Annotated in this window: 22 protein-coding genes and 1 pseudogene; 16 read left to right on the top strand and 7 right to left on the bottom strand. The window is 59.1% G+C overall.

What is annotated here, in order from left to right; genetic code table 11:
* The first annotated feature begins 146 nt into the window (after positions 1–146).
* The 15 genes and pseudogenes from iolC (at position 147) to RGM3321_RS19270 (ending at position 19,401) form a co-directional block, all read left to right on the top strand.
* Positions 147–2,084: a 5-dehydro-2-deoxygluconokinase gene (iolC, locus tag RGM3321_RS19340; RefSeq protein WP_244394437.1), complete on the top strand. Its 1,938-nt coding sequence runs from the start codon at positions 147–149 to the stop codon at positions 2,082–2,084.
* Between the two features lie 46 nt (positions 2,085–2,130).
* The gene (gene iolE / locus RGM3321_RS19335) at positions 2,131–3,036 is read left to right on the top strand and encodes a myo-inosose-2 dehydratase (protein WP_244394436.1); all 906 of its coding nucleotides are present in this window, start codon (positions 2,131–2,133) and stop codon (positions 3,034–3,036) included.
* 13 nt (positions 3,037–3,049) lie between these two features.
* Positions 3,050–3,859, top strand: a complete 810-nt coding sequence (iolB, locus tag RGM3321_RS19330; protein WP_244394435.1) for a 5-deoxy-glucuronate isomerase — start codon at positions 3,050–3,052, stop codon at positions 3,857–3,859.
* 28 nt (positions 3,860–3,887) lie between these two features.
* Positions 3,888–5,390 (top strand): CoA-acylating methylmalonate-semialdehyde dehydrogenase, encoded by a 1,503-nt coding sequence (locus RGM3321_RS19325; protein ID WP_244394434.1) that lies wholly within the window; start codon positions 3,888–3,890, stop codon positions 5,388–5,390.
* Between the two features lie 35 nt (positions 5,391–5,425).
* A complete protein-coding gene (locus RGM3321_RS19320) occupies positions 5,426–6,256 on the top strand; it encodes a TIM barrel protein (protein ID WP_244394433.1) in 831 nt (276 codons plus the stop codon).
* A gap of 58 nt (positions 6,257–6,314) precedes the next feature.
* Entirely contained in the window at positions 6,315–8,252 is a 1,938-nt protein-coding gene (iolD, locus tag RGM3321_RS19315; protein WP_244394432.1) for a 3D-(3,5/4)-trihydroxycyclohexane-1,2-dione acylhydrolase (decyclizing), read from the top strand.
* 67 nt (positions 8,253–8,319) lie between these two features.
* The gene (locus RGM3321_RS19310; RefSeq protein ID WP_244394431.1) at positions 8,320–9,330 is read left to right on the top strand and encodes a Gfo/Idh/MocA family oxidoreductase; all 1,011 of its coding nucleotides are present in this window, start codon (positions 8,320–8,322) and stop codon (positions 9,328–9,330) included.
* Between the two features lie 51 nt (positions 9,331–9,381).
* A pseudogene (locus tag RGM3321_RS19305) lies at positions 9,382–9,919 on the top strand (TIM barrel protein).
* Positions 9,920–9,985: 66 nt separating this feature from the next.
* Positions 9,986–11,005 carry a Gfo/Idh/MocA family oxidoreductase gene (locus RGM3321_RS19300; protein ID WP_244394430.1) on the top strand — a complete coding sequence of 340 codons (1,020 nt, stop codon included), beginning with the start codon at positions 9,986–9,988 and terminating at the stop codon, positions 11,003–11,005.
* Between the two features lie 490 nt (positions 11,006–11,495).
* Positions 11,496–12,425 (top strand): sugar ABC transporter substrate-binding protein, encoded by a 930-nt coding sequence (locus RGM3321_RS19295; protein ID WP_244394429.1) that lies wholly within the window; start codon positions 11,496–11,498, stop codon positions 12,423–12,425.
* Between the two features lie 69 nt (positions 12,426–12,494).
* Complete coding sequence (locus RGM3321_RS19290; RefSeq protein WP_244394428.1) at positions 12,495–14,072, top strand: sugar ABC transporter ATP-binding protein; 1,578 nt, start codon at positions 12,495–12,497, stop codon at positions 14,070–14,072.
* Positions 14,073–14,119: 47 nt separating this feature from the next.
* Positions 14,120–15,145: an ABC transporter permease gene (locus RGM3321_RS19285; protein ID WP_244394427.1), complete on the top strand. Its 1,026-nt coding sequence runs from the start codon at positions 14,120–14,122 to the stop codon at positions 15,143–15,145.
* A gap of 303 nt (positions 15,146–15,448) precedes the next feature.
* Entirely contained in the window at positions 15,449–15,853 is a 405-nt protein-coding gene (locus tag RGM3321_RS19280) for a TraR/DksA C4-type zinc finger protein (RefSeq protein ID WP_002554078.1), read from the top strand.
* 176 nt (positions 15,854–16,029) lie between these two features.
* Positions 16,030–17,634 (top strand): methyl-accepting chemotaxis protein, encoded by a 1,605-nt coding sequence (locus tag RGM3321_RS19275; RefSeq protein ID WP_244394426.1) that lies wholly within the window; start codon positions 16,030–16,032, stop codon positions 17,632–17,634.
* Between the two features lie 282 nt (positions 17,635–17,916).
* Complete coding sequence (locus tag RGM3321_RS19270; RefSeq protein WP_244394425.1) at positions 17,917–19,401, top strand: DUF2235 domain-containing protein; 1,485 nt, start codon at positions 17,917–17,919, stop codon at positions 19,399–19,401.
* Between the two features lie 19 nt (positions 19,402–19,420).
* Here RGM3321_RS19270 and RGM3321_RS19265 read toward each other — a convergent pair whose 3' ends face one another.
* Positions 19,421–19,660 (bottom strand): DUF2789 domain-containing protein, encoded by a 240-nt coding sequence (locus tag RGM3321_RS19265; RefSeq protein WP_244394424.1) that lies wholly within the window; start codon positions 19,658–19,660, stop codon positions 19,421–19,423.
* 445 nt (positions 19,661–20,105) lie between these two features.
* Between RGM3321_RS19265 and RGM3321_RS19260 the strand changes: the two genes are divergently transcribed.
* Positions 20,106–20,573 carry a hypothetical protein gene (locus RGM3321_RS19260; protein WP_002554073.1) on the top strand — a complete coding sequence of 156 codons (468 nt, stop codon included), beginning with the start codon at positions 20,106–20,108 and terminating at the stop codon, positions 20,571–20,573.
* A gap of 19 nt (positions 20,574–20,592) precedes the next feature.
* On the opposite strand, the gene RGM3321_RS19255 is transcribed toward RGM3321_RS19260, so the two are convergent.
* From RGM3321_RS19255 to RGM3321_RS19230, 6 genes are read right to left on the bottom strand one after another with little or no spacing between them, the layout of a single operon-like run.
* Positions 20,593–20,973: a Na+/H+ antiporter subunit G gene (locus RGM3321_RS19255; RefSeq protein WP_244394423.1), complete on the bottom strand. Its 381-nt coding sequence runs from the start codon at positions 20,971–20,973 to the stop codon at positions 20,593–20,595.
* A complete protein-coding gene (locus RGM3321_RS19250; RefSeq protein WP_002554071.1) occupies positions 20,970–21,248 on the bottom strand; it encodes a K+/H+ antiporter subunit F in 279 nt (92 codons plus the stop codon). Before RGM3321_RS19250 ends, RGM3321_RS19255 begins: the two co-directional genes overlap by 4 nt.
* Positions 21,245–21,733: a Na+/H+ antiporter subunit E gene (locus tag RGM3321_RS19245; RefSeq protein ID WP_058409041.1), complete on the bottom strand. Its 489-nt coding sequence runs from the start codon at positions 21,731–21,733 to the stop codon at positions 21,245–21,247. Before RGM3321_RS19245 ends, RGM3321_RS19250 begins: the two co-directional genes overlap by 4 nt.
* Entirely contained in the window at positions 21,730–23,415 is a 1,686-nt protein-coding gene (locus tag RGM3321_RS19240) for a monovalent cation/H+ antiporter subunit D (protein ID WP_244394422.1), read from the bottom strand. The genes RGM3321_RS19245 and RGM3321_RS19240 overlap by 4 nt, the downstream gene beginning before the upstream one ends.
* A complete protein-coding gene (locus RGM3321_RS19235) occupies positions 23,412–23,756 on the bottom strand; it encodes a Na+/H+ antiporter subunit C (protein ID WP_002554068.1) in 345 nt (114 codons plus the stop codon). The genes RGM3321_RS19240 and RGM3321_RS19235 overlap by 4 nt, the downstream gene beginning before the upstream one ends.
* Positions 23,756–26,674 (bottom strand): monovalent cation/H+ antiporter subunit A, encoded by a 2,919-nt coding sequence (locus tag RGM3321_RS19230; protein WP_244394421.1) that lies wholly within the window; start codon positions 26,672–26,674, stop codon positions 23,756–23,758. The genes RGM3321_RS19235 and RGM3321_RS19230 overlap by 1 nt, the downstream gene beginning before the upstream one ends.
* Between the last annotated feature and the right edge of the window lie 24 nt (positions 26,675–26,698).

Here is a 26,698-nt window from a genome sequence, read left to right as displayed (position 1 = left end):
AATAGCGGTATGGAAAAAATATTCCACTAAAAATAATTATAGAATAAATATTGATTGATGAGGCTCGACGTTTTACGCTGCATTCACAAAGCAGCGTGTACACATGATGCAGGCGCTGCAGGCTGATAAAAATAACAGGAGCCACCATGGGCCAGACACGCTTTGCCACTGGGCGTCAGTTGGATCTGATCTGCCTCGGACGCCTGGGCGTCGATCTTTATGCGCAACAAGTAGGTGCGCGGCTGGAAGACGTTTCCAGTTTCGCCAAATACCTGGGTGGCTCATCGGCCAACATCGCATTCGGCACTGCCAGGCTGGGGCTCAGGTCAGCCATGCTGAGCAGGGTAGGTGATGACCATATGGGCCGCTTTCTGGTCGAGTCGCTGGCCCGCGAAGGCTGTGATGTCAGCGCTATCAAGCGCGATCCCGAGCGCCTGACCGCCATGGTGCTGCTGGGGCTGAAGGATCGTGAAACGTTTCCCCTGGTGTTCTACCGCGAAAATTGCGCCGACATGGCCTTGCGCGCCGAGGACATCGACGAACAGCAGATCGCGTCGAGCAAGGCGCTGCTGATCACCGGCACGCATTTCTCTACCGATCAAGTGTTCAAGGCCAGCAGCCAGGCACTCGACTACGCCGAAAAACATGACGTCAAACGCGTGCTGGATATCGATTATCGTCCGGTGCTCTGGGGCCTGGCGGGCAAGGCTGATGGCGAGACACGTTTTGTTGCTGATCAGAAGGTCAGCCAGCATGTGCAGCGCATCCTGCCGCGTTTTGACCTGATTGTCGGTACTGAAGAAGAATTTCAGATTGCCGGCGGCTCTACCGATTTGCTCACTGCCCTGCGTACCGTGCGCGAACTGACTGCCGCGACGCTTGTGGTCAAGCTCGGCCCGCAAGGTTGCACAGTGATTCACGGTGCCATCCCTGAGCGGCTTGAAGACGGAGCAATCTACCCCGGCGTACGGGTTGAAGTGCTCAACGTGCTGGGCGCTGGCGATGCGTTCATGTCCGGTTTTCTCAGCGGCTGGCTCAAGGATGCCAGCGACGAGCGCTGCTGCCAGCTGGCCAATGCCTGTGGCGGGTTGGTGGTGTCGCGCCATGCCTGCGCGCCTGCGATGCCGACGCCTGCCGAGCTCGATTACCTGTTCAATAGCCCACACCCCATTACCCGGCCTGATCAGGATGTTGTCCTGCAACGGCTGCATCAGGTCAGCGTGCCACGCAAGCAGTGGCGGCAGTTGTTCATCTTCGCCTTCGATCATCGCGGTCAACTGGTCGAGCTGGCCCAGCAGGCCGGGCGCGACCTGAGCAGCATCAGCCAGCTCAAGCAACTGTTCGTGCAGGCGGTTGAGCGGGTCGAAGCCGGCCTGCGCCAGCGCGGTATCGAAGCCGATGTCGGGCTGCTTGCCGACCAGCGCTTCGGTCAGGATTCGCTCAACGCTGCGACCGGTCGCGGCTGGTGGGTAGCGCGTCCGGTGGAAGTGCAGGGTTCAAGACCCCTGGCGTTCGAGCATGGCCGCTCCATCGGCAGTAATCTGCTCGCCTGGCCGCAAGAGCAGATCATCAAGTGCCTGGTGCAATATCACCCCGATGACGAGCCCATGCTGCGTCTGGAACAGGAAGCGCAGATCAAGGCGCTCTACGACGCGTCGAAAGTCAGTGGTCACGAACTGCTGCTGGAAATCATTCCGCCCAAGGATCACCCCTCGTCTCATCCCGACGTGATGGTCCGGTCGTTGAAGCGTTTGTACAACCTGGGCATCTACCCGGCGTGGTGGAAGATCGAGGCGCAGAGCGCGCAGGTCTGGCAACAGCTGGACGAATTGATCCAGCAGCGCGATCCGTATTGTCGTGGCGTGGTACTGCTCGGGCTCAATGCGCCTGTCGAAGACCTCGCTGCCGGTTTTGCCGAAGCACGACACAGCCACGTTTGCCAGGGTTTTGCCGTGGGCCGGACCATATTCCGCGAGCCAAGCCGGGCCTGGATGGCCGGGGAAATAGACGATGCGGCGCTGGTCAGTCGGGTGCAGAGCACCTTCAACTGGTTGATCGAGTCCTGGCGCGAAAGCCGCGCCTGACTCTTTCTTGATCTGACGTCGCGATAACAACAAAAAAGGTGCAGCCATGCCCGTTTCCATTTCCACACCCAGGATCCGCATCGGCATCAACCCGATCTCCTGGAGCAACGATGACTTGCCGGCCCTCGGCGGAGAGACGCCTCTGAGCACAGCCTTGAGCGAAGGCAAAGCCATTGGTTACGAAGGCTTTGAGCTCAACGGCAAGTTTCCGAAAGATGCCAAGGGGGTCGGCGATGTGCTGCGGCCCTATGATCTGGCGCTGGTGTCCGGCTGGTATTCAAGCCGTCTGGCACGGCGCTCGGTGGCCGAAGAAATCGAAGCCATTACCCCGCATGTGCAATTGCTCGCCGAGAATGGTGCGTCGGTGCTGGTGTACGGTGAAGTGGCTGACTCGATTCAGGGGCAGCGCATTCCGTTGGTTGAACGACCGCGTTTTCACAGCGATGCAGCCTGGCATGAATATGCCGAAAAACTCACCGAACTCGCGCGTTTCACTCTTTCCCGAGGCGTTCGCCTGGCGTATCACCACCACATGGGCGCTTACGTCGAGTCGCCACAGGATATTGATCGGCTGATGACACTGACCGGCAAGGAAGTCGGACTGCTGTTCGATTCGGGGCATTGTTACATGGGCGGCGGCGCGCCTTTGCAGGTGCTGAGCAAGCACATCGAGCGTGTCTGTCATGTGCATTTCAAGGATGTGCGCAAACCTGTGGTGCAACTGGCACGCAACAATCTCTGGAGCTTTCCGGACTGCATCATCAATGGCACGTTCACGGTGCCAGGTGATGGTGATATCGACTTTTCAGCGCTGCTCAAGGTGTTGTTGCAAGCCAACTACAGCGGCTGGCTGGTGGTCGAGGCCGAACAGGACCCAGCGGTAGCGCCGAGTTATGTGTATGCCAAAAAGGGCTATGACACCTTGCGCCAACTGCTGGCCGATGCGCGATAAGGAGGATTTATCCATGAATCTGCTGACCAAAAGCAAACCCCAGGGCCGTGACATCGTGGCGCTGGCGCCCGGTTCGCTCGAGTACGTGAGCTTTGCCGCCTACCGCCTGGAAGCCGGAGAGCGCTTGCCTCTCGGTGCAGAAGACAACGAACTGTGCGTGGTCTTGCTGGCCGGGCACGCCAGCGTGAATGGCGAAGCACCGGGGCAGGGCGCTTTCAGTTGGGAAAACATCGGCGACCGGCAATCAGTGTTCGAGGAAAAATCGCCGTTTGCGGTCTACCTGCCACCGCATAGTCAGGCAGAGTTCGTTGCGCGTGGGCCGCTGCACCTGGCGGTATGCACGGCGCCGGGCGATGCCGGCCAACAGCTTGCGGCGCGGCTGATCATGCCGGGCAGCATGAAACGCAGCGTACGCGGCAAAGGGGCCAACACCCGTTACGTGTGCGACATCCTGCCGGACAGCGAACCGGCGCATTCGCTGCTGGTGGTCGAGGTGCGGACTCCTTCAGGGCATTCGTCCAGCTACCCGCCACACAAGCACGACCGGGACAATCTGCCCCACGAAAGCTTTCTCGAAGAGACCTATTACCACCAGGTCAACCCGCCTCAGGGTTTCGTTTTCCAGCGGGTTTACACCGACGACCGCAGTATCGATCAGGCCATGGCCGTAGAAAACAATGATCTGGTGACAGTGCCCAAGGGCTATCACCCGGTGTCCGTGCCCTACGGTTACGAATCGTATTACCTGAACGTGATGGCCGGTCCGACACGCGCCTGGCAGTTCCACAACGACCCGCAGCACAGTTGGCTGCTGGATCTTTGATTTCCCCTTTTTACTCTGGAGGCATGAGATGAACGAGTCACCGGTGATCGGCCATTACATCAACGGACACCTGAATGACGGCGATGGTGAGCGTTACAGCGATGTCTTCAACCCGGCAATCGGCACTGTTCAGGCGCGCGTTGCGCTGGCCAGCGTGAAAACCGTGGATGAAGCGGTCGCGTCGGCCAAGGCGGCTTTTCCCGGCTGGGCCGATCAGTCCTCGCTGCGCCGGGCGCGGGTCATGTTCAAGTTCAAGGAGTTGCTGGACCGACACCACGACGAGCTGGCGCAGATCATCTGCCGCGAGCACGGCAAGGTGCTGTCCGATGCGCGTGGTGAAGTGGTACGCGGTATCGAGATTGTCGAATTTGCCTGCGGTGCGCCCAGCCTGCTGAAAAGTGATTTCAGCGACAACATTGGCGGTGGTATCGATAACTGGAACCTGCGTCAGCCTCTGGGCGTCTGCGCCGGGGTCACGCCGTTCAACTTTCCGGTCATGGTGCCGCTGTGGATGATCCCCATGGCATTGGTGACCGGCAACTGTTTCATCCTCAAACCTTCCGAACGCGACCCGTCTGCCAGTCTGCTGATGGCGCGCCTGCTCAAGGAGGCCGGTCTGCCTGATGGCGTATTCAACGTGGTGCAGGGTGACAAGGTGGCGGTCGATGCGTTGCTGCAGCACCCTGATATCGAGGCCATTTCCTTCGTCGGCTCGACCCCGATCGCCGAATACATCCACCAGCAGGGCACTGCCCACGGCAAGCGCGTGCAGGCGCTGGGTGGGGCCAAGAATCACATGATCGTGATGCCCGATGCAGACCTGGATCAAGCCGCTGATGCCTTGATCGGGGCGGCGTATGGTTCGGCGGGTGAGCGCTGCATGGCCATCTCCATTGCAGTGGTGGTGGGCGATGTCGGCCAGCAACTGATCGACAAGCTGCTGCCGCGCATCGATCAGCTCAAGGTCGGCAATGGCATGCAGGCTGATTCGGACATGGGGCCTCTGGTCACCGCCGTACACAAGGCCAAGGTAGAGGGTTTCATCGATCAGGGCGTCAAAGAGGGCGCGAAGCTGATCGTCGATGGCCGCAACTTCAAGGTGCCGGGCGCCGAGCAGGGCTTTTTCGTCGGGGCGACGCTGTTCGACCACGTCACGCCGCAGATGCAGATCTACAAGGAGGAAATCTTCGGCCCGGTGCTGGGCATTGTGCACGTTGCGGATTTTGCCAGCGCCGTGGCGCTGATCAACGCCCACGAGTTCGGCAATGGCGTGTCGTGTTTCACCAGCGATGGCGGCGTGGCGCGCGCATTCGCTCGCAGCATCAAGGTCGGCATGGTCGGTATCAACGTACCGATCCCGGTGCCCATGGCCTGGCATTCGTTTGGCGGCTGGAAGCGTTCGCTGTTCGGCGATCACCACGCGTACGGCGAAGAAGGCCTGCGCTTTTACAGTCGCTACAAGAGTGTCATGCAGCGCTGGCCGGACAGCATCGCCAAAGGCCCCGAGTTCAGTATGCCGACTGCCAAATAGCCTTCATCAATGGAATGTTGCGGAGAACAAGAACAATGAACCAGCCTCTGCGTTTCGCCCTTAATCGAATGGTCGCGCCGCGCCTGTCTCTGGAAGATTTCGTCGATCTGGCGGTGAAGCTGGGTGCCGATGCCATCGAGATTCGCAACGACCTCAAGGGCATCGAGATCGAAGACGGCACCGCACCCGAGGTAGTTCGTGATCTTTGCGCCGCCCGGGGGGTAAAGGTGCTGTCCATCAACGCCCTGTACCCGTTCGATGTCTGGAATGAAGAGCGCGCAGTCCAGGCGACCAGGCTGGCGCAGTACGCTCGCGACTGCGGTGCGCGCGGTCTGGTGCTATGCCCGCTCAATGACCGTGCCGATCCGCGTAACGGCGCGCAGCGTGCTTCGGGGTTGCGCAGCGCCTTGACTGCGCTGGCACCCATTCTACGTGAGCACGGAATTCTCGGCTTCGTCGAACCGCTGGGCTTCGAAGAGTGCTCGTTGCGCCTCAAACGTCAGGCTGTCGAGGCAATCAGGGCGGTGGGCGGGCTGGACGTTTATCGGCTGGTTCATGACACTTTTCATCACCACCTGGCCGGTGAGATCGAGCTATTCCCGGAGCTGACCGGGCTGGTGCATATCTCCGGTGTCGAGGATGCGCAGGTATCGCTCAGCAGCATTCGAGATGGCCATCGCGTGCTGGTCGGCGAAGCGGACATTCTGGGTAATGCATCGCAGATCGAGCGTTTGCTGGACAGCGGCTATCAGGGCCATCTGTCGTTCGAACCGTTCGCCGAAAGCGTCCATGCGCTGACTGACATTCCTCAGGCGATAGCGGCGAGCATGACGCACTTGTCACGAGCCGTTTCGCAGCGTCACTGACTTCCGCCGTCAGGCCATTTCAAACCCTGGCGACCTCAAACAACAACAAGGTGCGAACATGAGTACAACCCGACTGACCATGGCCCAGGCCCTGGTGAAGTTTCTCGATAACCAGTACGTCGAAGTCGACGGCGTGCAGAGCAAATTCGTCGCTGGCATCTTCACCGTTTTCGGGCATGGCAACGTGCTGGGTCTTGGGCAGGCGCTGGAACAGGACAGCGGCGACCTGGTGATTCATCAAGGCCGTAACGAGCAGGGCATGTGCCACGCCGCCATCGGTTTTGCCAAGCAGCACCTGCGGCGCAAGATCTACGCGTGCAGCTCTTCGGTCGGGCCGGGCGCGGCGAACATGATCACCGCCGCGGCAACCGCCTCGGCCAACCGCATTCCGTTGCTGCTGTTGCCGGGGGACGTCTACGCCAGCCGCCAGCCTGACCCGGTGCTGCAACAGATCGAGCAGTTTCACGACCTGAGCATCAGCACCAACGATGCATTCAAGGCGGTGAGCAAATACTGGGACCGTATCAACCGTCCCGAGCAGTTGATGAGCGCAGCGCTCAATGCCATGCGCGTATTGACCGACCCGGCTGATACCGGTGCCGTCACGCTGGCGCTGCCTCAGGATGTGCAGGCCGAGGCCTACGATTACCCGGACAGCTTCCTGCGAAAACGTGTGCACCGTATCGACCGTCGCCCGCCCAGCAAGGCGATGCTTGACGACGCGTTGAAGCTGCTGGCCGGCAAGCGCAAACCGTTGCTGATCTGCGGTGGTGGCGTGCGTTACTCCGGCGCAGCCGATGCCTTGCAAGCCTTTGCCGAGCGCTTCGATATCCCGTTCGCCGAAACCCAGGCAGGTAAGAGTGCCATCGTTTCGGCGCACCCGCTGAACATGGGCGGCATCGGCGAAACCGGCACGGTGGCGGCCAATCAGCTGGCGAAAGAGGCGGACCTGATCATCGGCGTCGGCACCCGCTACAGCGATTTCACCACCGCGTCGAAATGGCTGTTCCAGAACCCGGATGTGCAGTTTCTCAACCTCAATGTCGGCGCCTTCGATGTGCAGAAGCTGGATGGCGTGCAGGTCCTGGCCGATGCGCAGGTGGCATTGCAGGCACTGACCGAAAGCCTGCAAGCCAGCGGTTACCGTGCTGTCTGGGGCGATGCGCCGCAGACAGCACGTGCGCAGCTGGATGCCGAGGTTGATCGCCTGTATGCGGTCGAGTACCAGCGCGAGGATTTCGTCCCGGAAATCAACGATCACCTGGACCCGGCCGTGCTACGCGAGTTCATCGAGCTGACCGGCTCGTGTCTGACCCAGAGCGGTGTACTGGGCATTCTTAACCAGAACCTGCCTGCCGATGCAGTGATCGTTGCGGCGGCGGGCAGTTTGCCGGGTGACCTGCAGCGTGCCTGGCGCAGCACCGGGGTCGACACCTATCACGTCGAATATGGCTATTCATGCATGGGCTATGAGGTCAATGCGGCATTGGGCGTCAAGCTCGCTGCGCCGCACCGCCAGGTCTTCGCGCTGGTCGGCGATGGCTCTTACATGATGCTCCATTCAGAGCTGGCGACCTCGATTCAGGAGCGGCGCAAGATCAACGTGGTGTTGCTCGACAACATGACTTTCGGCTGCATCAACAACCTGCAGATGGAACACGGCATGGACAGTTTCGGCACCGAGTTCCGTTTTCGCAATCCCGACACAGGCAAGCTCGACGGCGACTTTGTACCGGTGGATTTCGCCATGAGCGCTGCCGCCTATGGCTGCAAGACCTACAAGGTCAGCACCGCCGAACAACTGCGCCAGGCGCTTGTCGATGCGCAACGTCAAACGGTATCGACGCTGATCGACATAAAGGTCCTGCCCAAGACCATGATTCACAAATACCTGTCGTGGTGGCGTGTCGGCGTTGCCGAAGTATCAACGACCGGCACCACGGCCCAGGTTTACGAAAAACTCAACCGCGAACTGGCCAAGGCTCGTCAGTACTGATCACTTTTTATCGTTCAGCGCCCGTGACCCGTTCACGGCAACATCCAATAAAAAAAGGAACATGAAAATGGCATTGAAACTCGGTGTGATCGGTACAGGCGCAATCGGTCAGGATCATATCCGGCGTTGCAGCAAAACGCTGGTTGGCAGTCAGGTGGTAGCCGTCACCGACATCAACCTGGAGCAGGCAGCCAAGGTTGTGCGCGAGCTGGATATCAGTGCCGAAGTGTATGCCGACGGCCACGCGCTGATTGCCGCGCCCGACGTCGAAGCGGTGCTGGTCTGTTCCTGGGGCCCCAGCCATGAAGAGTACGTGCTGGCGGCCATTGCCGCAGGCAAGCCGGTATTCTGCGAAAAGCCTTTGGCCGTAACCGCCGAAGGCTGCCGACACATCGTCGAGGCCGAGATCGCCAGCGGCAGGCGTCTGGTACAAGTGGGCTTCATGCGCCCCTATGATCAGGGCTATCGCGCCCTGAAATCGGTGATCGACAGCGGCCGGATCGGCGAACCGCTGATGCTCCACTGTGCGCACCGCAACCCTCGGGTCGGCGAGAACTACAAGACCGACATGGCCATCACCGACACGCTGATTCATGAACTCAATGTGCTGCGCTGGCTGCTCAACGATGACTATGTGTCGGTGCAGGTAGTGTTCCCGCGCAAGACCAGCAAGGCCCTCGCGCACATGAAAGACCCGCAGATCGTGATGCTGGAAACGGCCAGAGGCACGCGCATCGACGTCGAAGTGTTCGTCAACTGCCAGTACGGCTACGACATCCAGTGCGAAGTGGTCGGCGAGAGCGGCATTGCCAAACTGCCCGAGCCTTCTCAGGTGCAGTTGCGCAGTGAAGCGAAATTGTCCAACGCGATCCTGATGGACTGGAAAGACCGGTTCATTGGTGCCTATGACGTCGAGTTGCAGGACTTCATCGATGGCGTCAACGCGGGCACGATTTACGGGCCTTCTGCCTGGGACGGTTATGCCGCTGCGGTGGCCGCCGATGCCTGTGTTCAGGCGCAGAACAGTGGAGCGGTCGTACCGATTGCCCTGGAGATGCGTCCCGCGTTTTATGACTGACAGAGGTGTCTGGAGTCGGGTTGTTTTTCAAACAATAAAAAGGAGGGCATCATGCACATCGCACTGGCTCCTTACATGTATCGCCACCTGTCGCTGGGTGCGATGGTCGATAAGGCGGCGGAGCTGGGCTACGACTACATAGAGCTTTCACCGCGCGAAGATTTCATGCCGTTCTACAAGTACCCGCGCGTGGATCGTGCGCGAATCAGGGAGTTTCGCAAAGCCCTGAGCGATGCCGGTGTGAAACTCTGCTCGCTGCTGCCGCTGTACCTCTGGGCCGCGCCGGATGAAGACTTGCGTATTGCAGCGGTGCGCAACTGGAAACGCGCCATTCAGGTGGCCGTGGAAATGGACTGCGACCTGATGAACACCGAGTTCAGTGGGCAATCCGATCATGCACTGGTGTGCGAAAACCAGTCAGCATCTGGACATCGGGCAGGGCGAGGTGGACTGGGACGCGTTCTTCTCGACATTGTGGGAGATCAATTTCGACGGTATTGCCACAGTGGCCGTATTTGCCTGGGAGGAGCGCGCAGATGAATCGAGCCGATTCATGCTGGAGCGGGTCAAAAGCGAGCTGCTTCGTTGAAGCGGCGGCATCCAATACACGACCGATGGCTGCGGCCATGAGGTTCATGGACTAAAGGAGATATCCATGCGAGCAGGGCTGGTGGGCTACGGCAAAGGCGGGCGTTACTTTCATGCAACGCTGATTTCGAGTTTGCCCGGTGCCACATTTGCAGGCGTTGTCACCCGTTCACCCGAGCGAAAACAGGAAGTGGTCAACGATCATCCCGGCGTGGCAACTTTCGACACGCTGGCTGAGCTGGTCGCTGCCGGGGTAGATGTGGTGGTAATTTCCACGCCCCTGGCTTCGCGCCGAGCGTTGATCCTTGAAGCGATAGAGCTGGGCGTCGGGGTGGTCAGCGACAAACCCTTTGCCAGCGACGCCGCCCAGGCGCGCGAGCTGGTGGAAGCGGCCGAACGGCGGGGCGTGCTGCTTAGCGTTTACCAGAATCGGCGCTGGGATTCCGACTTCCTCACCGTGCGCAAATTGATCGACAACAAGGCGCTGGGGCAGATCAGCCGGTTCGAGTCCAGCATCGAGCGCTATTCGCCACGCTCTGTCGGCAAGGCCAGCGGTGGTGGCATGCTGCGTGACCTGGGCAGTCATCTGGTGGATCAGGCACTGGTACTGTTCGGGCCGGTCGAGCGGGTGTACGCAGAATTGCAGTTCGCTACGCCGCAAGACGAAATGGACCACACGTTCTTCGTGTCCTTGAGTCATGCCAGCGGTGTGACTTCGCACCTGTCAGGCAGTTGTCTGCAAAATACCCCCAAGCCGCGTTTCAGGGTTAGTGGAACCAAGGGTTGTTACAGCGTCGAAGGGCTGGACGGTCAGGAGGAGGCTGCGTTTGCCGGCCTCACGCCACGGTCCGAGGGCGAGCGCTGGGGTGTCGAAGAGCATCGGCGCTGGGGCTGGTTCGAGCAGGGTGAGCACCGCGAGCGTGTGCCTTCGGAGCGCGGTTGCTGGCTTGAGTTCTACCGCCTGTTGCAGAGCGCCGTTGACGAGCAGGGTAGTAATCCGGTTGATCCTCATGATGCCATTGCATCGGCACAGGTCATGGATGCAGCCCGCTTGAGCGCCAGTGACGGGCGGGTTGTGGTGCTGTAATCATCGTGTGTCACGCTGCACATTAAAGCCTGCCATCGGACAAGGCCCGACGCCTGACAAACGTCGGGCTTTGTCGTATCCGCAGTCGAATAAAAATGAAATGGAATAAAATTCTAAAATCAGTTGAATTGGAAAATATTTTCCAATAGAGTCTTTTTCAGGTTACCGACTATCGAATCACTCGGGCTTTGAAGGTCTTTCAAGTCACGAGATGCACACCAACAAAAACAAAACAAAAGATAGGTACTGTCGATGAAAACCCCTACCTCTGGCCTCACCGCCAAGCGTTCTGCCACCTCTTCATTCTGGATTCGGACCATGGAGCGATTTCTCACAATCGTTGCCCGTGGCATGTGCGTGCAACACAAGGACGCGCAACTGTTCTGCATCCCCGGAGCAACAGGAGTGCGCCTGCCCCGATGATGGTTACACCGGGTTCCATATCTTTATTCAGGTCGCGACAACAACAATAATTCGGAGACAGACCCTCATGAACACCAAGGTTCGTTTCACCTCCCTGACACTTGCCCTGATGCTTGGCAGCAGTGCCGCACTGGCTGATATCAAGGTCGGGGTTGCAATGTCGCAGTTCGACGATACCTGGCTGACCTACCTGCGCGAGGACATGGGCGCCAAGGCCAAAGCCATGCCTGAGGGCGTGGCGCTGCAGTTTGTCGATGCCCGTGCGGACGTCAACAAACAGCTCGATCAGGTCAAGGAGCTCATCAGCAAAAAGGTCGATGCGCTGATCGTCAATCCGGTGGACACGGCGGCGACCGCCAGTATCACCGGGGCCGCAGTCGCTGCGGGTATCCCGCTGGTCTACGTCAACCGCCGTCCGGATCAGGTGAAACTGCCCGAAGGCGTCGCCACCGTCACCTCGGACGATACAGAGGCCGGCCGGATGCAGGCGCAGTACATCGCTGAAAAAATGGGCGGCAAGGGCAGCGTCGTTATCCTGTTGGGTGATCTGGCCAACAACTCCACGCAGAACCGTACCAAGGGCGTCAAGGAAGTGCTGGCAAAGTACCCGGACATCAAGATAGATCAGGAGCAGACCGGAGCCTGGCAGCGTCAGAAGGGTATGGACCTGACCAATGACTGGCTCACCCAGGGCCGGAAATTCAATGCGGTTTTGGCCAACAACGATGAAATGGCTATTGGTGCCTCGCTCGCGCTCAAGCAGGCCGGTGTCGCGAAAGGCACGGTATTTGTTGCCGGTGTCGACGGTACGCCAGACGGGCTCAACGCCGTTACCAAGGGCGACCTCGCTGTCTCCGTTTTTCAGGACGCCAAGGGCCAGGCCGACGGGGCGATTGATGCTGCCGTGAAAATGGCGAAAAAGGAAAAGGTCGAGCCCCAGGCGATCATCATCCCTTATCGCCTGATCACGCCTGAAAACGTCGCCACCTTCAAATAACAACGATCGCCAGGCCCGGGAGGGCACGCAAATGCCCTCCCGCAGCCTGCCGCTTGAGGAGTTGTGATCATGTTCGGTTCAGCTACTGCCAACCCGCCCGCACAACGCGATCTGCCGTCCAGTGACAGCGGTAGTCCAACGCCGGATGCCCAGCCGCCTTATCTGCTGGAAATCAGCCATATCAGCAAGGGCTTCCCCGGTGTCATCGCGCTCAACGACGTCCAACTGCGTGTGCGCCCTGGCTGCGTGCTGGCGTTGATGGGCGAGAACGGTGCCGGAAAGTCGACGCTGATGAAAATCATCGCTGGCATCTACCAGCCGGACTCGGGCGAAATCCGCTTGCGTGGCAAGCCGATTCGCTTCGAGACGCCACTTTCGGCCTTGCAGGCCGGCATTGCGATGATCCATCAGGAGCTGAACCTGATGCCGTTCATGAGCATCGCCGAGAACATCTGGATCGGTCGCGAACAGCTCAACGGTCTGCACATGGTCGATCACCGGGAAATGCACCGCTGCACTGCCGAACTGCTGGAGCGTCTGCGCATCAGGCTCGATCCCGAGGAACTGGTCGGCAGCCTGAGTATCGCCGAGCGGCAGATGGTGGAGATCGCCAAAGCTGTGTCATACAACTCGGACGTGCTGATCATGGACGAGCCGACTTCAGCCATCACCGAAACCGAAGTCGCTCATCTGTTTTCGATCATCAACGACCTGCGCGCCCAGGGTAAAGGCATCATCTACATCACCCACAAGATGAACGAAGTCTTCGAAATTGCCGACGAAGTAGCGGTTTTTCGCGACGGCGCCTATATCGGCCTGCAGCGCGCTGAAAGTATGGACGGCGACAGCCTGATCACCATGATGGTGGGGCGTGAGTTGACTCAACTGTTTCCCGAGCGGGAAAAGCCGCCAGGCGAAGTGCTGCTTTCAGTCAGCAACCTGTGCCTGAACGGCATTTTCAAGGACGTGAGTTTCGATTTGCGTGCCGGAGAGATTCTCGGTATCGCCGGGCTGATGGGGTCGGGTCGCACCAATGTGGCCGAGACCCTGTTCGGCATAACCCCCAGCGACAGCGGCGAGGTGCGCTTTGATGGCGCTACGGTACACATTGGCGATCCGCATCAGGCCATTGAGCTGGGTTTTGCACTATTGACGGAAGACCGCAAGTTGACTGGGCTGTTTCCATGCCTGTCGGTGATGGAAAACATGGAAATGGCCGTGCTCGCCAACTACGCCGGTAATGGTTTCGTGCAACAGAAGGCACTGCGTGCGCTGTGCGAGGATATGTGCAAAAAACTTCGGGTCAAGACCCCGTCACTGGAGCAGTGCATCGACACCTTGTCGGGCGGTAACCAGCAGAAAGCGTTGCTGGCACGCTGGCTGATGACCAACCCCAGGGTACTGATTCTGGATGAGCCCACCCGCGGCATCGACGTGGGGGCCAAGGCGGAAATCTATCGCCTGATCTCCCTGCTGGCCAGTGAAGGTATGGCCGTCATCATGATCTCTTCAGAGCTGCCGGAAGTTCTCGGTATGAGCGACCGGGTCATGGTCATGCACGAAGGCGAAATGATGGGCATCCTCGATCGGGGCGAAGCGACCCAGGAAAAAGTTATGCATCTGGCCTCCGGCCACAAGGTTCATTGAGTTCGCACTAAAGGGCTCGGTAGAAGAAGAACAAAAGGGGAACGAACATGAGCAACGCGATTTCGCAAAACAAACCGGCCCTGGCGCCGACCAGGAACAAACGGCGGCTGCCAACCGAGCTGAGTATTTTTCTGGTGCTGATCGGCATCGGTCTGACCTTTGAGCTGTTTGGCTGGATCGTCCGTGATCAGAGCTTTCTGCTCAACTCCCAGCGTCTGGTACTGATGATCCTTCAGGTATCGATCATCGGCTTGCTGGCCATCGGCGTGACTCAGGTGATCATTACCACAGGCATCGACCTGTCATCCGGTTCGGTGCTGGCACTGTCGGCGATGATTGCCGCGAGTCTGGCGCAAACCTCGGACTTTTCCCGGGCGGTATTCCCTTCCCTGACCGACCTGCCCGTGTGGATTCCGATCGTGGTCGGGCTCGGAGTCGGGCTGCTGGCGGGTGCCATCAACGGCAGCATCATTGCCATAACCGGTATTCCGCCGTTCATTGCCACGCTTGGCATGATGGTCTCCGCGCGTGGCCTGGCGCGTTTCTACACCGAAGGTCAGCCGGTGAGCATGCTCTCGGACTCCTACACGGCTATCGGGCAGGGCGCGATGCCGGTGATCATCTTTCTGGTGGTGGCGGTGATCTTCCACATCGCTTTGCGTTACACCAAGTACGGCAAATACACCTACGCCATCGGCGGCAACATGCAGGCTGCGCGTACTTCCGGGATCAACGTCAAGCGCCACCTGGTTATCGTCTACAGCATCGCCGGGCTGCTGGCCGGGCTGGCAGGAGTGGTTGCCTCGGCACGTGCCGCAACCGGGCAGGCCGGGATGGGCATGTCTTATGAACTGGACGCTATCGCTGCCGCAGTCATCGGCGGCACCAGCCTGTCCGGTGGGGTAGGACGAATTACCGGCACTGTGATCGGTGCGCTGATTCTCGGCGTAATGGCCAGTGGTTTTACCTTTGTTGGCGTAGATGCTTATGTTCAGGACATTATCAAAGGCCTGATCATTGTAGTGGCGGTGGTAATCGATCAATATCGCAACAAGCGCAAGACCAAGCGCTGATTTCAATCATCTGCATCAAAGGGCCTTTTCAGGCCCTTTTGTGCGTTGGATGTTGCAGGAACCGATTGGCTGTCAGCAGGTCAGAGCCTCATCAAGTAGCATGCTGGCCGGGTCTTTCGCCCGCATTTCAAGGGTTTTACGGCAATTGTTGTACAAAAACCCTTCAATTGTGTTGCCGAGCCCGCTAGCCGGCCTTAGACTGCCGCCCCTCGTAAATTGAGTGCCAGGTGGCGCTTGGAGATTATTGGTTTGCACGGCAACGTCAAGCCGCTCCTCAATGCACGTTTTTTTATAGAGAAATAAATGACAAAGGAAAAGTTGCTGGCCATGCCGGCCGATGACTACATGAACGCCGAGCAGCACGCTTTCTTCGTCGAGCTGTTGCAGGGCATGAAGGTCGAGATCCACGAGCGAATCGAGCAGAGCCGTATTGCGATCGAGAGCCTGGACACGCCTGCCGACCCTGCAGACGCCGCTTCGGTTGAAGAGGAGCGTCACTGGCTGGTCAATGTGATCGACCGCGACCAGCGCATGCTGCCCCAGTTGGAAATGGCCCTCTCGCGTATTGCCGATGATACCTTCGGCTGGTGCGATGACAGCGGTGAGCCAATCGGCCTGAAGCGTCTGCTGATTAGCCCGACCACCAAATATTGCATCGAGGCGCAAGAGCGCCACGAGCAGATCGACAAGCACCAGCGCCAAGCCTGATACGCAGGCAGCAGCTGAGTGACCGAACCGGGAGGCAAGCGATCGCCTCCCGGTTTTGTTGTGCCCGGAATTTGTCGAAAACGTATTGCTCGCTACGACCAACGGTGCATGGCATAAGGCCGTTATCTAGCGTTTAATAAACGTAATAATGATAAATACCGATGGGGTGACGCAGCATGGCCGAGAACCTATCCATGGCAGCCGGATTACCACTGGCCGATGCTCGCGGCGCTGCGTCGAAGTGGTGGTTGCCGGCGGTGCAAAGTGTCGTGTTGTGCCTGTTGTTCGCCGCTATGAGCGTTATCGGTTTGTCTCTCTATATCGTCATTCCCGCAGCGCTGCTGGTGGCCTGGCTGCCGCTTTTGTTGCGCAGAAGGCAGCCGGGCTCGCAAGTCGAGGCAAGTGACAGTGATATCACGCTGCTGACTCGCGACCTGTCGCGCACCACCAGCCACAACGCACTGTCGGCCGCTCAGGTGGCATTTTCCGTCGGGCAACTGGCAGGCAAGGTGCAGTCGCAGCTGGGTGCTGCCGGACAGATAGTCAACAGCGCCGAGCAGATGATTGCGACCGAGCAGCAGACTGCCCAGTTGAGTCAACAGGCGTTGGTTGCAGCCAGCGAGGCGCGCCAGCGCAGCGAATCGGGAAGCAGCGTTCTGAATGAGTCCATCGAGCGCATGCACCTCTTGAGCAAGCGTGCTGTAGGCAGTCGTGAGCTGATCGAGGCGCTGAGCCAGCGCAGTGAAGAAATCCAGCGTGTGACGCTGGTCATTCAATCTATCGCCAGCCAGACCAACCTGCTGGCGCTCAATGCGGCCATCGAAGCCGCCCGGGCAGGTGAGCACGGGCGCGGTTTCGCGGTGGTCGCTGACGAAGTACGCGGGCTCGCGGGCCGTACCGCCAGCGCCACCGGGGAAGTCGGGCAGATGGTGGCCGATATCCAGCAGCGCACCGCTCAGGTGGTGGAGCAGATTCGCGAGCTGTCTTCTGACCTCGATGTGGGGGTCGAGCAGGTCGAGCTGACCGGCCAGCACCTGGGCAACATCGCCCGGCTTGCAATTGAGGTGGAAAGCCAGGTCAGCGAAATTGCTCAAGGCGCGAGGAGCAATCAGGACCAGTTGGCCAGCCTGTTCGATGCTGTCGAGCACATGCGCAGTGATCTTGCCGTCAGCGATGAACAAACCCGGCAACTGGCCAAAGCCGCCGTGCAGATGGAGGGGCAGGCCGAGACCATCAGTCAGCGGCTGGCTCAGGTCGGCCTGGATGAATATCACCAGCGTATCTACGACCTGGCTCGCGAAGGGGCGCGGCTGATCGCGGAAAAATTCGAGGCTGATATTGTGCGAGGGCACGTCAGCCTGGATGACTTGTTTGATCGCAACTACAAACCCGTTCCCAATACCTCACCCACCCGCTTTACCACGCGTTTTGATCGCTACACCGATCAGGTCTTGCCAGCATTGCAAGAACCGCTGCTCTCGCGCCATGAAGGTCTGGTATTCGCCATTGCCTGCACGCAGCAAGGTTATGTGCCGACGCACAACAACGCTTTCAGTCAGCCTTTGACAGGTGATGCGACGGTGGACAACGCGCGTAATCGAAGCAAGCGCAAGTTCGATGACCGTACCGGCATTCGCTGCGGCAGCCATCAACAGCCTGTCCTGCTGCAAACCTACACTCGCGACACCGGCGAGCTGATGCACGACCTGTCCGTGCCCATTATGGTCAACGGGCGACATTGGGGTGGTCTGCGCCTTGGGTATAAACCGCAAAGCCGCTGATTCTGCAATCAGGCGGCTCAGGTTAGATAAAGTATTAAATAACCTGCCCGGTTGGTTTTTCTGTTAAGTGAAACTGCGGGTTCTTGAACCCATCTGCACAAATGTGTAGGTGTTTGTTTATAAATAATAAATACCTGATGACAGAAGTTGTAGGAATACTCTGAATACGCGCTACATGACTTGACTGATCACCATCTTTAAGCAAGCTGTTTAAATCAACGTTATTTACGTTTTGATTTAAGTGCGGCCTTTTCTTGGCCTGCCTCTAAGGATGGAAAAGATATGAACGATAAATGGAATGTCGAACAAACAGCAGCAATCTCGGACGTGGTAACGCGGCGTGTTACCGCACGGGTCGGAATTTTCTTCGACGGTACGGGAAATAATCGTGTCAACAGTCAGATCGGGGCGGACTGTCAGGCATTGATTGAAATGAATGGTGGTCAGCACATTAAAGAGTGTGCGGGTCGTCATGTTCATTCTGGCAGTAGTTACAGTAATGATCCGAGCAATATAGCCAGGCTGGTCGATCTTTACCGTCTGCAACGTGTTGCCGAAAATGACAGTACAGGCTTGAGGGTGTACTACTCGATCTATGTAAGCGGGGCGGGTACTACCTCCGGTGGGCGTGATTCGGTATGGCCGGGGCAGAGTTTCGGCCGGGGTACCACTGGTGTGATATGCAAGGTGGAAAATGCATTCAGAAAGCTTGAATCGGTATTGAAGGCATTTCCACGAGACAACCCGGATTGTGTACTGGAAGCGCTTGAGCTGGACGTGTTCGGCTTCAGTCGAGGTGCTGCGTCGGCCAGGCACCTCGCCAATGAAGTACTGAAACAGCAGGCAGGAATGCTTGAGCCGATACTTCAAAGCCGCAAGGTCAGGCTGAGTGAGCATTTCAGCTGGCGTAACGGCAGTGTACGGCTCAAGGTTATCGGCCTGTTCGACACTGTCGCCGCTATCGGCAGTTTCAGGGATATGGGCAATACCCGGGACGCGAACAACAGGAGGGTCAATCTTTACCTGCCGCCGGGGTGTGCCCAACAGGTGCTGCATCTGGTGGCTCGTGATGAATCACGGCGCAACTTCGCGCTTAACAGCGTCCTGCCGGCATGGACGAAGGAAATCGCTTTACCCGGCGCCCATTCCGATATCGGCGGTGGTTATCCTCCACAGATGGAAGAAAGCGTGCTGCTCACGCGTCCGCAAAGCAGCCTGGTCAATCGTGACAGCCCTCGTGAGGCGGCGCCTTGCTGGAAAGACGCCCAGGCCCTGTTAAGCGCCATGAGCCGGAATGACTGGATCGACCCGCTGGACAGCCAGGCATTTATGAGGGTTCAGACCTGCGAAAGCAAATGTTACCCGTGCAGAAAAACCCTGAATGGCATGAAAACGATCGTTGCTGCAGTGGGTATGAACCGCCAGGTCTTTGGTCACTTGTCGAGGGTGTCGTTACAGGTCATGCATGCACTGGCCTGTGATGAGGGGGTGCCTTTCGACCCTGTGCCAAACAGCCTTGAATTTCAACTTCCTCCCGAACTCGAACGCATTTCAACCCGTTTGATCGATTATGCGCGAGGCGGGACTTACTTACTGGACAGTCATGAAGAGCAGCTACTGCGTTGGCGCTATATCCATCAGTCCGCGCACTGGAATGCAGTGGTCGGCAGAATGGGCACCTTTGGCGACGCCGTCTTTGTGCATGCTCCGCAACCGGGTGGCAGGACGTTGCATCCCAATGTCGGCCAGCCCGGTTATCCGCAGTAGGAATCAACGCCCGAGTGGTTCACTCGGGCTTTTTGTGAAGGCGCACATTCAGTTCGTCGACCACCATCGCCCATTCGGCATCCTCATGCAGCTGCTCCTTGAGAAAGTCAGCCTGCCGCGGCGTCCAGAAGTCGGCATCAATCAGCTTCACGTCGTCGGGCAGAGAGTGGCTAGCGACAAATTTGTCGATACTCTCATCATCCGATTCAAGTCCCAATTGGGTGAACAGGTCGTTGATGGTCGTTGTAGTCTGTTCCATGTCATCTCCTCGCCGGGGGATATCCCCGTCTTCATCAGTTCTTATGGGAGTGGCCGACGCACGCAAGAGTTCGATGCATTTGGCCGTGTGAGAAGATGGCCTTTTGTGCTCTGCCTACAAGTGATATGTTTCCAGTATCGCCGAATGCACACTGATCGCCTGGCTGGAACCCGTCCAGCCTTTGAGCCGTGATCAGGCTGGCCGCCGGTTTCAGGGCACCAGCGCTTTTGCGACATTGCAGTGTACAAAAGGTATATATCCCGTAGCTGCCATGAGCCGGTAGAATCCGCCATCCGCCTGCACAAGGTTTGCGGTGGCGCTTTCAGCGCTTCTGCGTGCAGCGTGCCGGAAAATTTCCGGTCGCTTGACGCGGTCTATGGATTAACCACTTTCTTGACTGCCCTGACATCAGGCAGCCTCATTTTCATGTTTGAGGGTTTGTACTTTGGCTGTAAGTAATCTGGATACCCATGCCTTGTTCGTGCTCGGCGATCTCCGCGCACAGTTGGTCAAGCAGTTTCAGTCCCGTTTTGTCTACATCACCGAGCAGTCAGCCGAAGGTATTTATATCGCTGAAATCGACACCGAAACCGCTCTGGTCGTCGACGACAAGCCGCGCCTTGAGCTCAAGGTCGGCGATCATTTTCGCGCGTCGGTACTGCCAAGCCGTGAAGGCGGCAAGCTCGAATTGAAATTCCGTGAAATCAAGATGACTGTGTATGGGCTGGGCGAATATGCATTCGTCGATATCCCTGAAGGCCACGGCATTGTGTTCAAGGAAGGTCAGGCCGTAGTCATGGTGTTTGCCGCAAAAGAGCAGCTGCAGACCGGCATGAGCAAGGTTCTCAAAGGCGCAGTCGGCAAGGCTGCCAAATGGCGCAAGGGCGAGCTGACGTTCAAGGCCAGCGAGTAACGCTGGCCAGGCTGGAGGATCAGCCGCCTGCCGACTCTCCATTGCCAGTGCCGCTACTGATTTCTGCTGGCACATCGTCACCGGCCATGCGCTTGCGGAACAGCGCTGTACGCGCCAGCAGCAGCGTGGTCACAGGCACGGTGATTGCCAGCAGCACCGGAATCAGCCAGGCGTGAATCACCGGCTCTGCCTTCAGAGCAGAGAAATAGATGATCGACGCCAGCGCGACGCACCAGGCACCCAGCGTCGATGCCAGGGCTGGCGGGTGCATGCGCTGGAAGAAGTCCTTGAGGCGCAGCAGCCCGAGAGCACCGGTCAAGGCGAACAGACTGCTGGCGATCAGCAGCCCGGCGGTCAGTATCTCGGCCCAGAAGGGTACGGTGTTCGGCAGTCCGGTCATTCGATCACTTCTCCGCGCAGCAGGAATTTAGCCAGAGCGAAGGAGCCGACAAAGCCGAACAGGGCAATCAGCATGGCTGCTTCGAAGTATGTGTCACTGGCGTAGCGGATGCCGAGCACCAGCATCATCAACATGGCAATGATGTACAGGTAGTCCAGCGCCAGCACCCGGTCCTGGGCAGAGGGGCCCTTGAGCAGGCGGAGCAGGGTGATCACCATCGCCAGGGCGAAGATCAGCAGGCTGATCAGGATCGCGTTGTCGAGCAATGCACTCATTGAAAGATCTCCATCAGCGGTCGCTCATAGGTGGTCTTGAAGTGTTCGATGAATTGCGCTTCATCCTCCAGATCAAAAACATGCATCAGCAGCACACTACGATCCAGCGCCAGTTCCGACCATACCGTTCCGGGTACGACCGTAGTGACCATCGCCAGCGCGGCGAGGCCGTGGGCATCGTGCAGGTCCAGCGGGATACGTACAAAAGCCGAGCGTGGCGGACGACCTTCCAGCCGCCAAACGCTCAAACCGACCTGAAGGTTGGAAACCACCACATCCCACCCGACCATGCACAGAAACTTCAGGATTGTGCCGGGTTTGCGGATGCGCACCGGCAGCGGGCGCAGCGGTGCCATCAGCAAGGGCGCGAGAAAGCCCAGCACGGCACCCAGCAGCAGGTGGCCAGGGCTGATCGACAGGTTCAGAACCAGCCATAACAGCCACAGTGCCAGAGAAAGCAGAGGAGCCGGAAACAGGCGCTTCATGGCTGCCCCTCCGAACTGATTTCCTGGCTGGTAGGGCCGGGCATCGGGCGTGTGGCAAGCACCGACTGCACATACTGTTTGGGCTCGTGCAGCGCGGCGGCGGTGTCCTGGGTATAGCGCAGCAAAGGCTCGGCCTTGAACGTCAGCGCAACGCACAGGCCCAGCAGGATGATGATCGGCAGGCATTCGTTGCGACGCAGCAACGGCGAAGGGCGCTCGTGTGGTGTCCAGAAGCGCTGGGTGCCGAGCCTGGAAAAAGCGATCAGCGACGCCAGCCCGGAAAAGATCAGCAGGCCAATCAGCAGCCATGCCTGGGTCGAGAGCGCTTCGTCCTGCGCGACGTCCAGCCCCAGCGGATTCATCAAGGCGCTGAGCAGCGTGAGTTTGCCGATGAACCCTGACAGCGGTGGCATGCCGGTAATCAGCAACGCGCAGGCGATAAAGCTCAGGCCCAGGAATGCCATGGTCATGGGTATGACCTGACCGACCACGACCTTCTGCTCGTCGTCCAGGTTGGTGCCGGGTGGCGGATGCAGCGACTCAAGGGTGCGGGGCAGTTGATCCACGTCGTACTCCAGAGGGATCTCGTTGGCCGAGCGGGAACGCTCGACCAATTCGCCCAGGAGGAACATGGCGCTCAGCGCCAGCGTCGAGCTGACCATGTAGAACAGCGCGCCCGAGGTCAGGCTCGGCTGGGCGAAACCGACCGCAGACAGCAGAATGCCCGCTGACACCAGTATGCTCAGGCTGGCGAGGCGCTCCAGGCGCTGGGCAGCGATGATCGCAATCGCAGCGGTGAAAATCGTCGCCATGCCGCCGTAGATCAACCAGTCGCCGCCGAAGAATGCCGAGGCCCCGGCCTGCCCGGAAAACAGCAGTGTCCACAGGCGTAGCAGGGTGTAAACGCCCACTTTGGTCATGATTGCAAACATTGCTGCTACCGGCGCGCTGGCTGCCGAATAGGCCGGGACCAGCCAGAAGTTCAGTGGCCACATGCCTGCCTTGGCCAGAAATGCCGTGGCCAGAATGGCTGCGCCAGCATGCAGCAGGCCCAGATCTGACTCTGCCACTTGCGGGATCTTGATCGCCAGATCGGCGAAGTTCAACGTGCCGGTTACGCCGTAGATCAGCGCAGCGCCGATCAGGAACAGCGACGAAGCCAGCAGGTTGATGGAAATGTAATGCAGGCCAGTCGACACCCGCGCCCGGCCGGAGCCATGCAGCATCAAACCGTATGACGCTGCCAGCAGGACTTCAAAGAATACGAACAGGTTGAACAGGTCGGCGGTCAGGAATGCGCCATACAGCCCCATGAGCTGGATCTGGAACAGTGCGTGGAAACTGGCGCCGGCCCGGTCCCAGCGCGCCAGCGCGAACAACAGGGCGCAAACACCGATGATGCCGGTCAGCACCAGCATCAGTGCCGACAGGTGATCCACCACCAGCACGATACCGAACGGCACACCCCAGTTGCCTGGCAGGTAGACACCGATCGAGCCACTGTTGCCGCTGTGCTGCACCCAGAGAAACAGCACCACGGAAATGCCCAGCCCGAGGATGCTGGAAAACAGATTGAGACGTCCCTTGAGCGGCCGATGTTTCTCGCCCAGCCAGAGCATCAGCCCTGCGGTCAGTAATGGCAGCAGGATCGGCGCAATGATCAGTTGATTCATCCAGCTCATGCCTTGGGCTCCCGGCCATCTACATGGTCGGTGCCGGTCAGGCCTCTGGAGGCGAGCAGTACCACCAGAAACAGCGCGGTCATGGCGAAGCTGATGACGATGGCGGTCAGTACCAGCGCCTGCGGCAGTGGGTCAGTGTAATTGAGCAGGTCCTGGGGAATGCCGTCCTTGATGATCGGTTCTCTGCCGATGAACAGGCTGCCCATGCTGAAAATGAACAGGTTGACCCCGTAAGACAGCAGGCACAGCCCCATGACCACCTGAAAGGTGCGTGGCCGCAGGATCAGCCAGACGCCCGAGGCGGCCAGCACGCCGATGGCGATTGCAATGACTTCTTCCATCAGAGGATTCCTTGCGGGTTGGCAACGGGTTTGGGCAGTTGCGTCGGACGGTGGCTGCGCACCGACTGGTGAGCCAGTGCGGTGAGGATCAGCAGCGTCGAGCCGACGACCACGGCGTACACGCCGACATCGAAGAACAGCGCACTGGCGATGTGAATATCGCCCAGAATCGGCAAATCGACGTGCGCGGTGTGCGTGGTCATGAACGGATAACCCAGCACCATGGAACCGGCTCCGGTCAGAACCGCGCACAACAGACCTGTGCCCATCCAGCGTAACGGGCGCAGGCTCATTTGCGCCTCGACCCATTGGGTGCCTGCCACCATGTATTGCAGAAGGAACGCCACCGACATCACCAGCCCGGCCACAAACCCGCCGCCTGGCTGGTTATGACCTCGAACGAACAAGTACATCGAGATGATGAAGGCAATCGGCAGCAGTAATCGCACCAGCGCTGCCGGAACCATCATGAAACCGAGTGCGGTATCGCTGGCACTGCGCGGGTTGACCAGGTCAGTCACCACGTCACGGGCCAGCAGGCGTTGCTGTGTGGGCAGCAGAATGCTTTCCTTCGGTGGGCGGAAGCGACGTAGCAGGGCAAAGACTGTCAGGGCTACCGCTGCCAGCACGGTAATTTCGCCAAACGTATCGAAGCCGCGGAAATCCACCAGCATCACGTTGACCACGTTGGTGCCACCGCCCTGAGGCAGCGCGCGGCTCAGGTAAAAGGACGAGATGGCGTTGGGTGTCTGGCGGGTCAGCATGGCGTAGGACAATATCGCCATGCCCAGACCGACAAGAACCGCCAGACCGAAGTCGCGTATCCGCCGGGTGCGAGCGCGCAGGCGTGCACTCAATGGCGCGACGTCTTCGTTGCGTCGTGGCAGCCAGCGCAGACCGAGCAGAATCAGTACGGTCGTCACCACCTCCACGACCAGTTGAGTCAACGCCAGATCAGGTGCCGAGAACCAGACGAAGGTGATGCAGGTCATCAGGCCGCAGACGCTGACCATGACCAGTGCCGCCAGACGGTGATATTTACCTTGCCAGGCTGCGCCTATAGCGCAGGCAATCGCGATCAGCCAGAGCGTGACGAATACCCCGGAACCCGGAATCTTCGGCCGGTCGCCCCAGGTCAGGCCACTGAAATACATCGGTATGAAGCCGCCCAGTACGGCTGCCAGTACCAGCAGAAACAGTTGCGGCTGCAAGCGACGAGTGCTGACCTTGCGCTCGAAACGCCGCGCCCAGTGCATCATCACCACCTGACTGCGTTCGAAAAAACGCTTGCCGTTGAGCCTGCCCACCAGCGGCGGTGCAGTAATGCGCTCGTGCTTGAGAGGTTTTCGCAGCAATAGATACAGGATGATACCGCCAGCCATCGCCACCAGGCTCATGACCATCGGCAGGTTCCAGCCGTGCCAGATCGCCAGGCTGTACTCGGGCAGCGTTCCGCCGACTACGGGGCGCGCGGCCGCCGCGAGCAGGGGAGCGACCGATTGCGCCGGGAAAATCCCCACCACCAGGCACGTCAGCACCAGCAATTCGACCGGTGCACGCATCCAGCGCGGTGGCTCATGCGGTAAGTGCGGCAGATCCTTGGCTGCCGGACCGAAAAACACATCGACCGTGAAGCGCAGCGAGTAGGCAACGCTGAATATCCCGGCGATGGTCGCGATCACCGGCAGGGCAATCTCGACCCAGGCAGTGGCGGAAATGAACACGGTTTCGGCAAAGAACATTTCCTTGGACAGAAACCCGTTGAGCAGCGGCACGCCTGCCATCGATGCACTGGCGACCATCGCCAGTGTTGCAGTGTAGGGGAGCAGCTTCACCAGCCCACTGAGACGTCGGATATCTCGCGTTCCGCTCTCGTGGTCGATAATCCCGGCGGCCATGAACAGCGAGGCCTTGAAGGTGGCGTGGTTGAGAATGTGAAAGACCGCAGCTACCGCAGCCAGCGGGCTGTTGAGGCCCAGCAACAGCGTGATCAGGCCCAGGTGACTGATGGTCGAGTAGGCCAGCAGGCCCTTCAGATCATTCTGAAAGATAGCCGCGTAGGCACCCAGAATCAGGGTACAGGCACCTGCGCCACTGACGATCCAGAACCATTGCTCAGTGCCGGACAGCGCAGGCCACATTCGCGCCATGAGAAACACCCCGGCCTTGACCATGGTCGCCGAGTGCAGATATGCCGACACGGGTGTGGGGGCTGCCATCGCGTGCGGCAGCCAGAAATGGAAGGGGAACTGGGCGCTTTTGGTCAATGCACCGATCAGAATCAGGGTCAGCAATACCGGGTAAAGGGCATGGGCGCGAATCGCATCTCCGGATGCCAGCACCCGGTCCAGGTCATAACTGCCTGCCACGTGCCCGAGGATCATCATGCCGGCCAGCAGCGCCAGCCCCCCCGCACCGGTGACCATCAGCGCCATGTAAGCGCCGCGCCGTGCATCGGCGCGGTGGTGCCAGTAGCCGATCAGCAGAAACGAGAACAGGCTGGTCAGCTCCCAGAAAAACACGATCTGAATCAGATTGCCGGACATCACCAGGCCAAGCATGGCACCCATGAAGGCCAGGAAAAAAGCGAAGAAGCGCGGCACCGGGTCATCCGGCGACATGTAGTAACGGGCGTAGAGCGAGACCAGCGCACCAATGCCCAGCACCAGCATCGAAAACAGCCAGGCGAAGCCGTCGATACGCAGAACAAAGTTCATCCCCAGGCTCGGCAGCCAGAAGTACTCTTCGCGAATAACGCCGCCGTCGGCGATCTGCGGGAACCACAATGCCATCTGGATAGCGCCGATGAGGGCGACCAGACCGGCCAGAAACGATTCTGCGTTACGCGCGTTGTGCGGCAAAAAGGCCGCCAGACAGCTGCCGATGAAAGGCAGAAGCAGTAGAACTATCAGGGACATAGGCTTCTAATCTGCAGGGGAATG

It is taken from the genome of Pseudomonas sp. RGM 3321, assembly GCF_022836805.1.
In the GTDB taxonomy this organism is placed as follows: domain Bacteria; phylum Pseudomonadota; class Gammaproteobacteria; order Pseudomonadales; family Pseudomonadaceae; genus Aquipseudomonas.
This window is presented reverse-complemented; position numbering and strand designations above follow the sequence as displayed.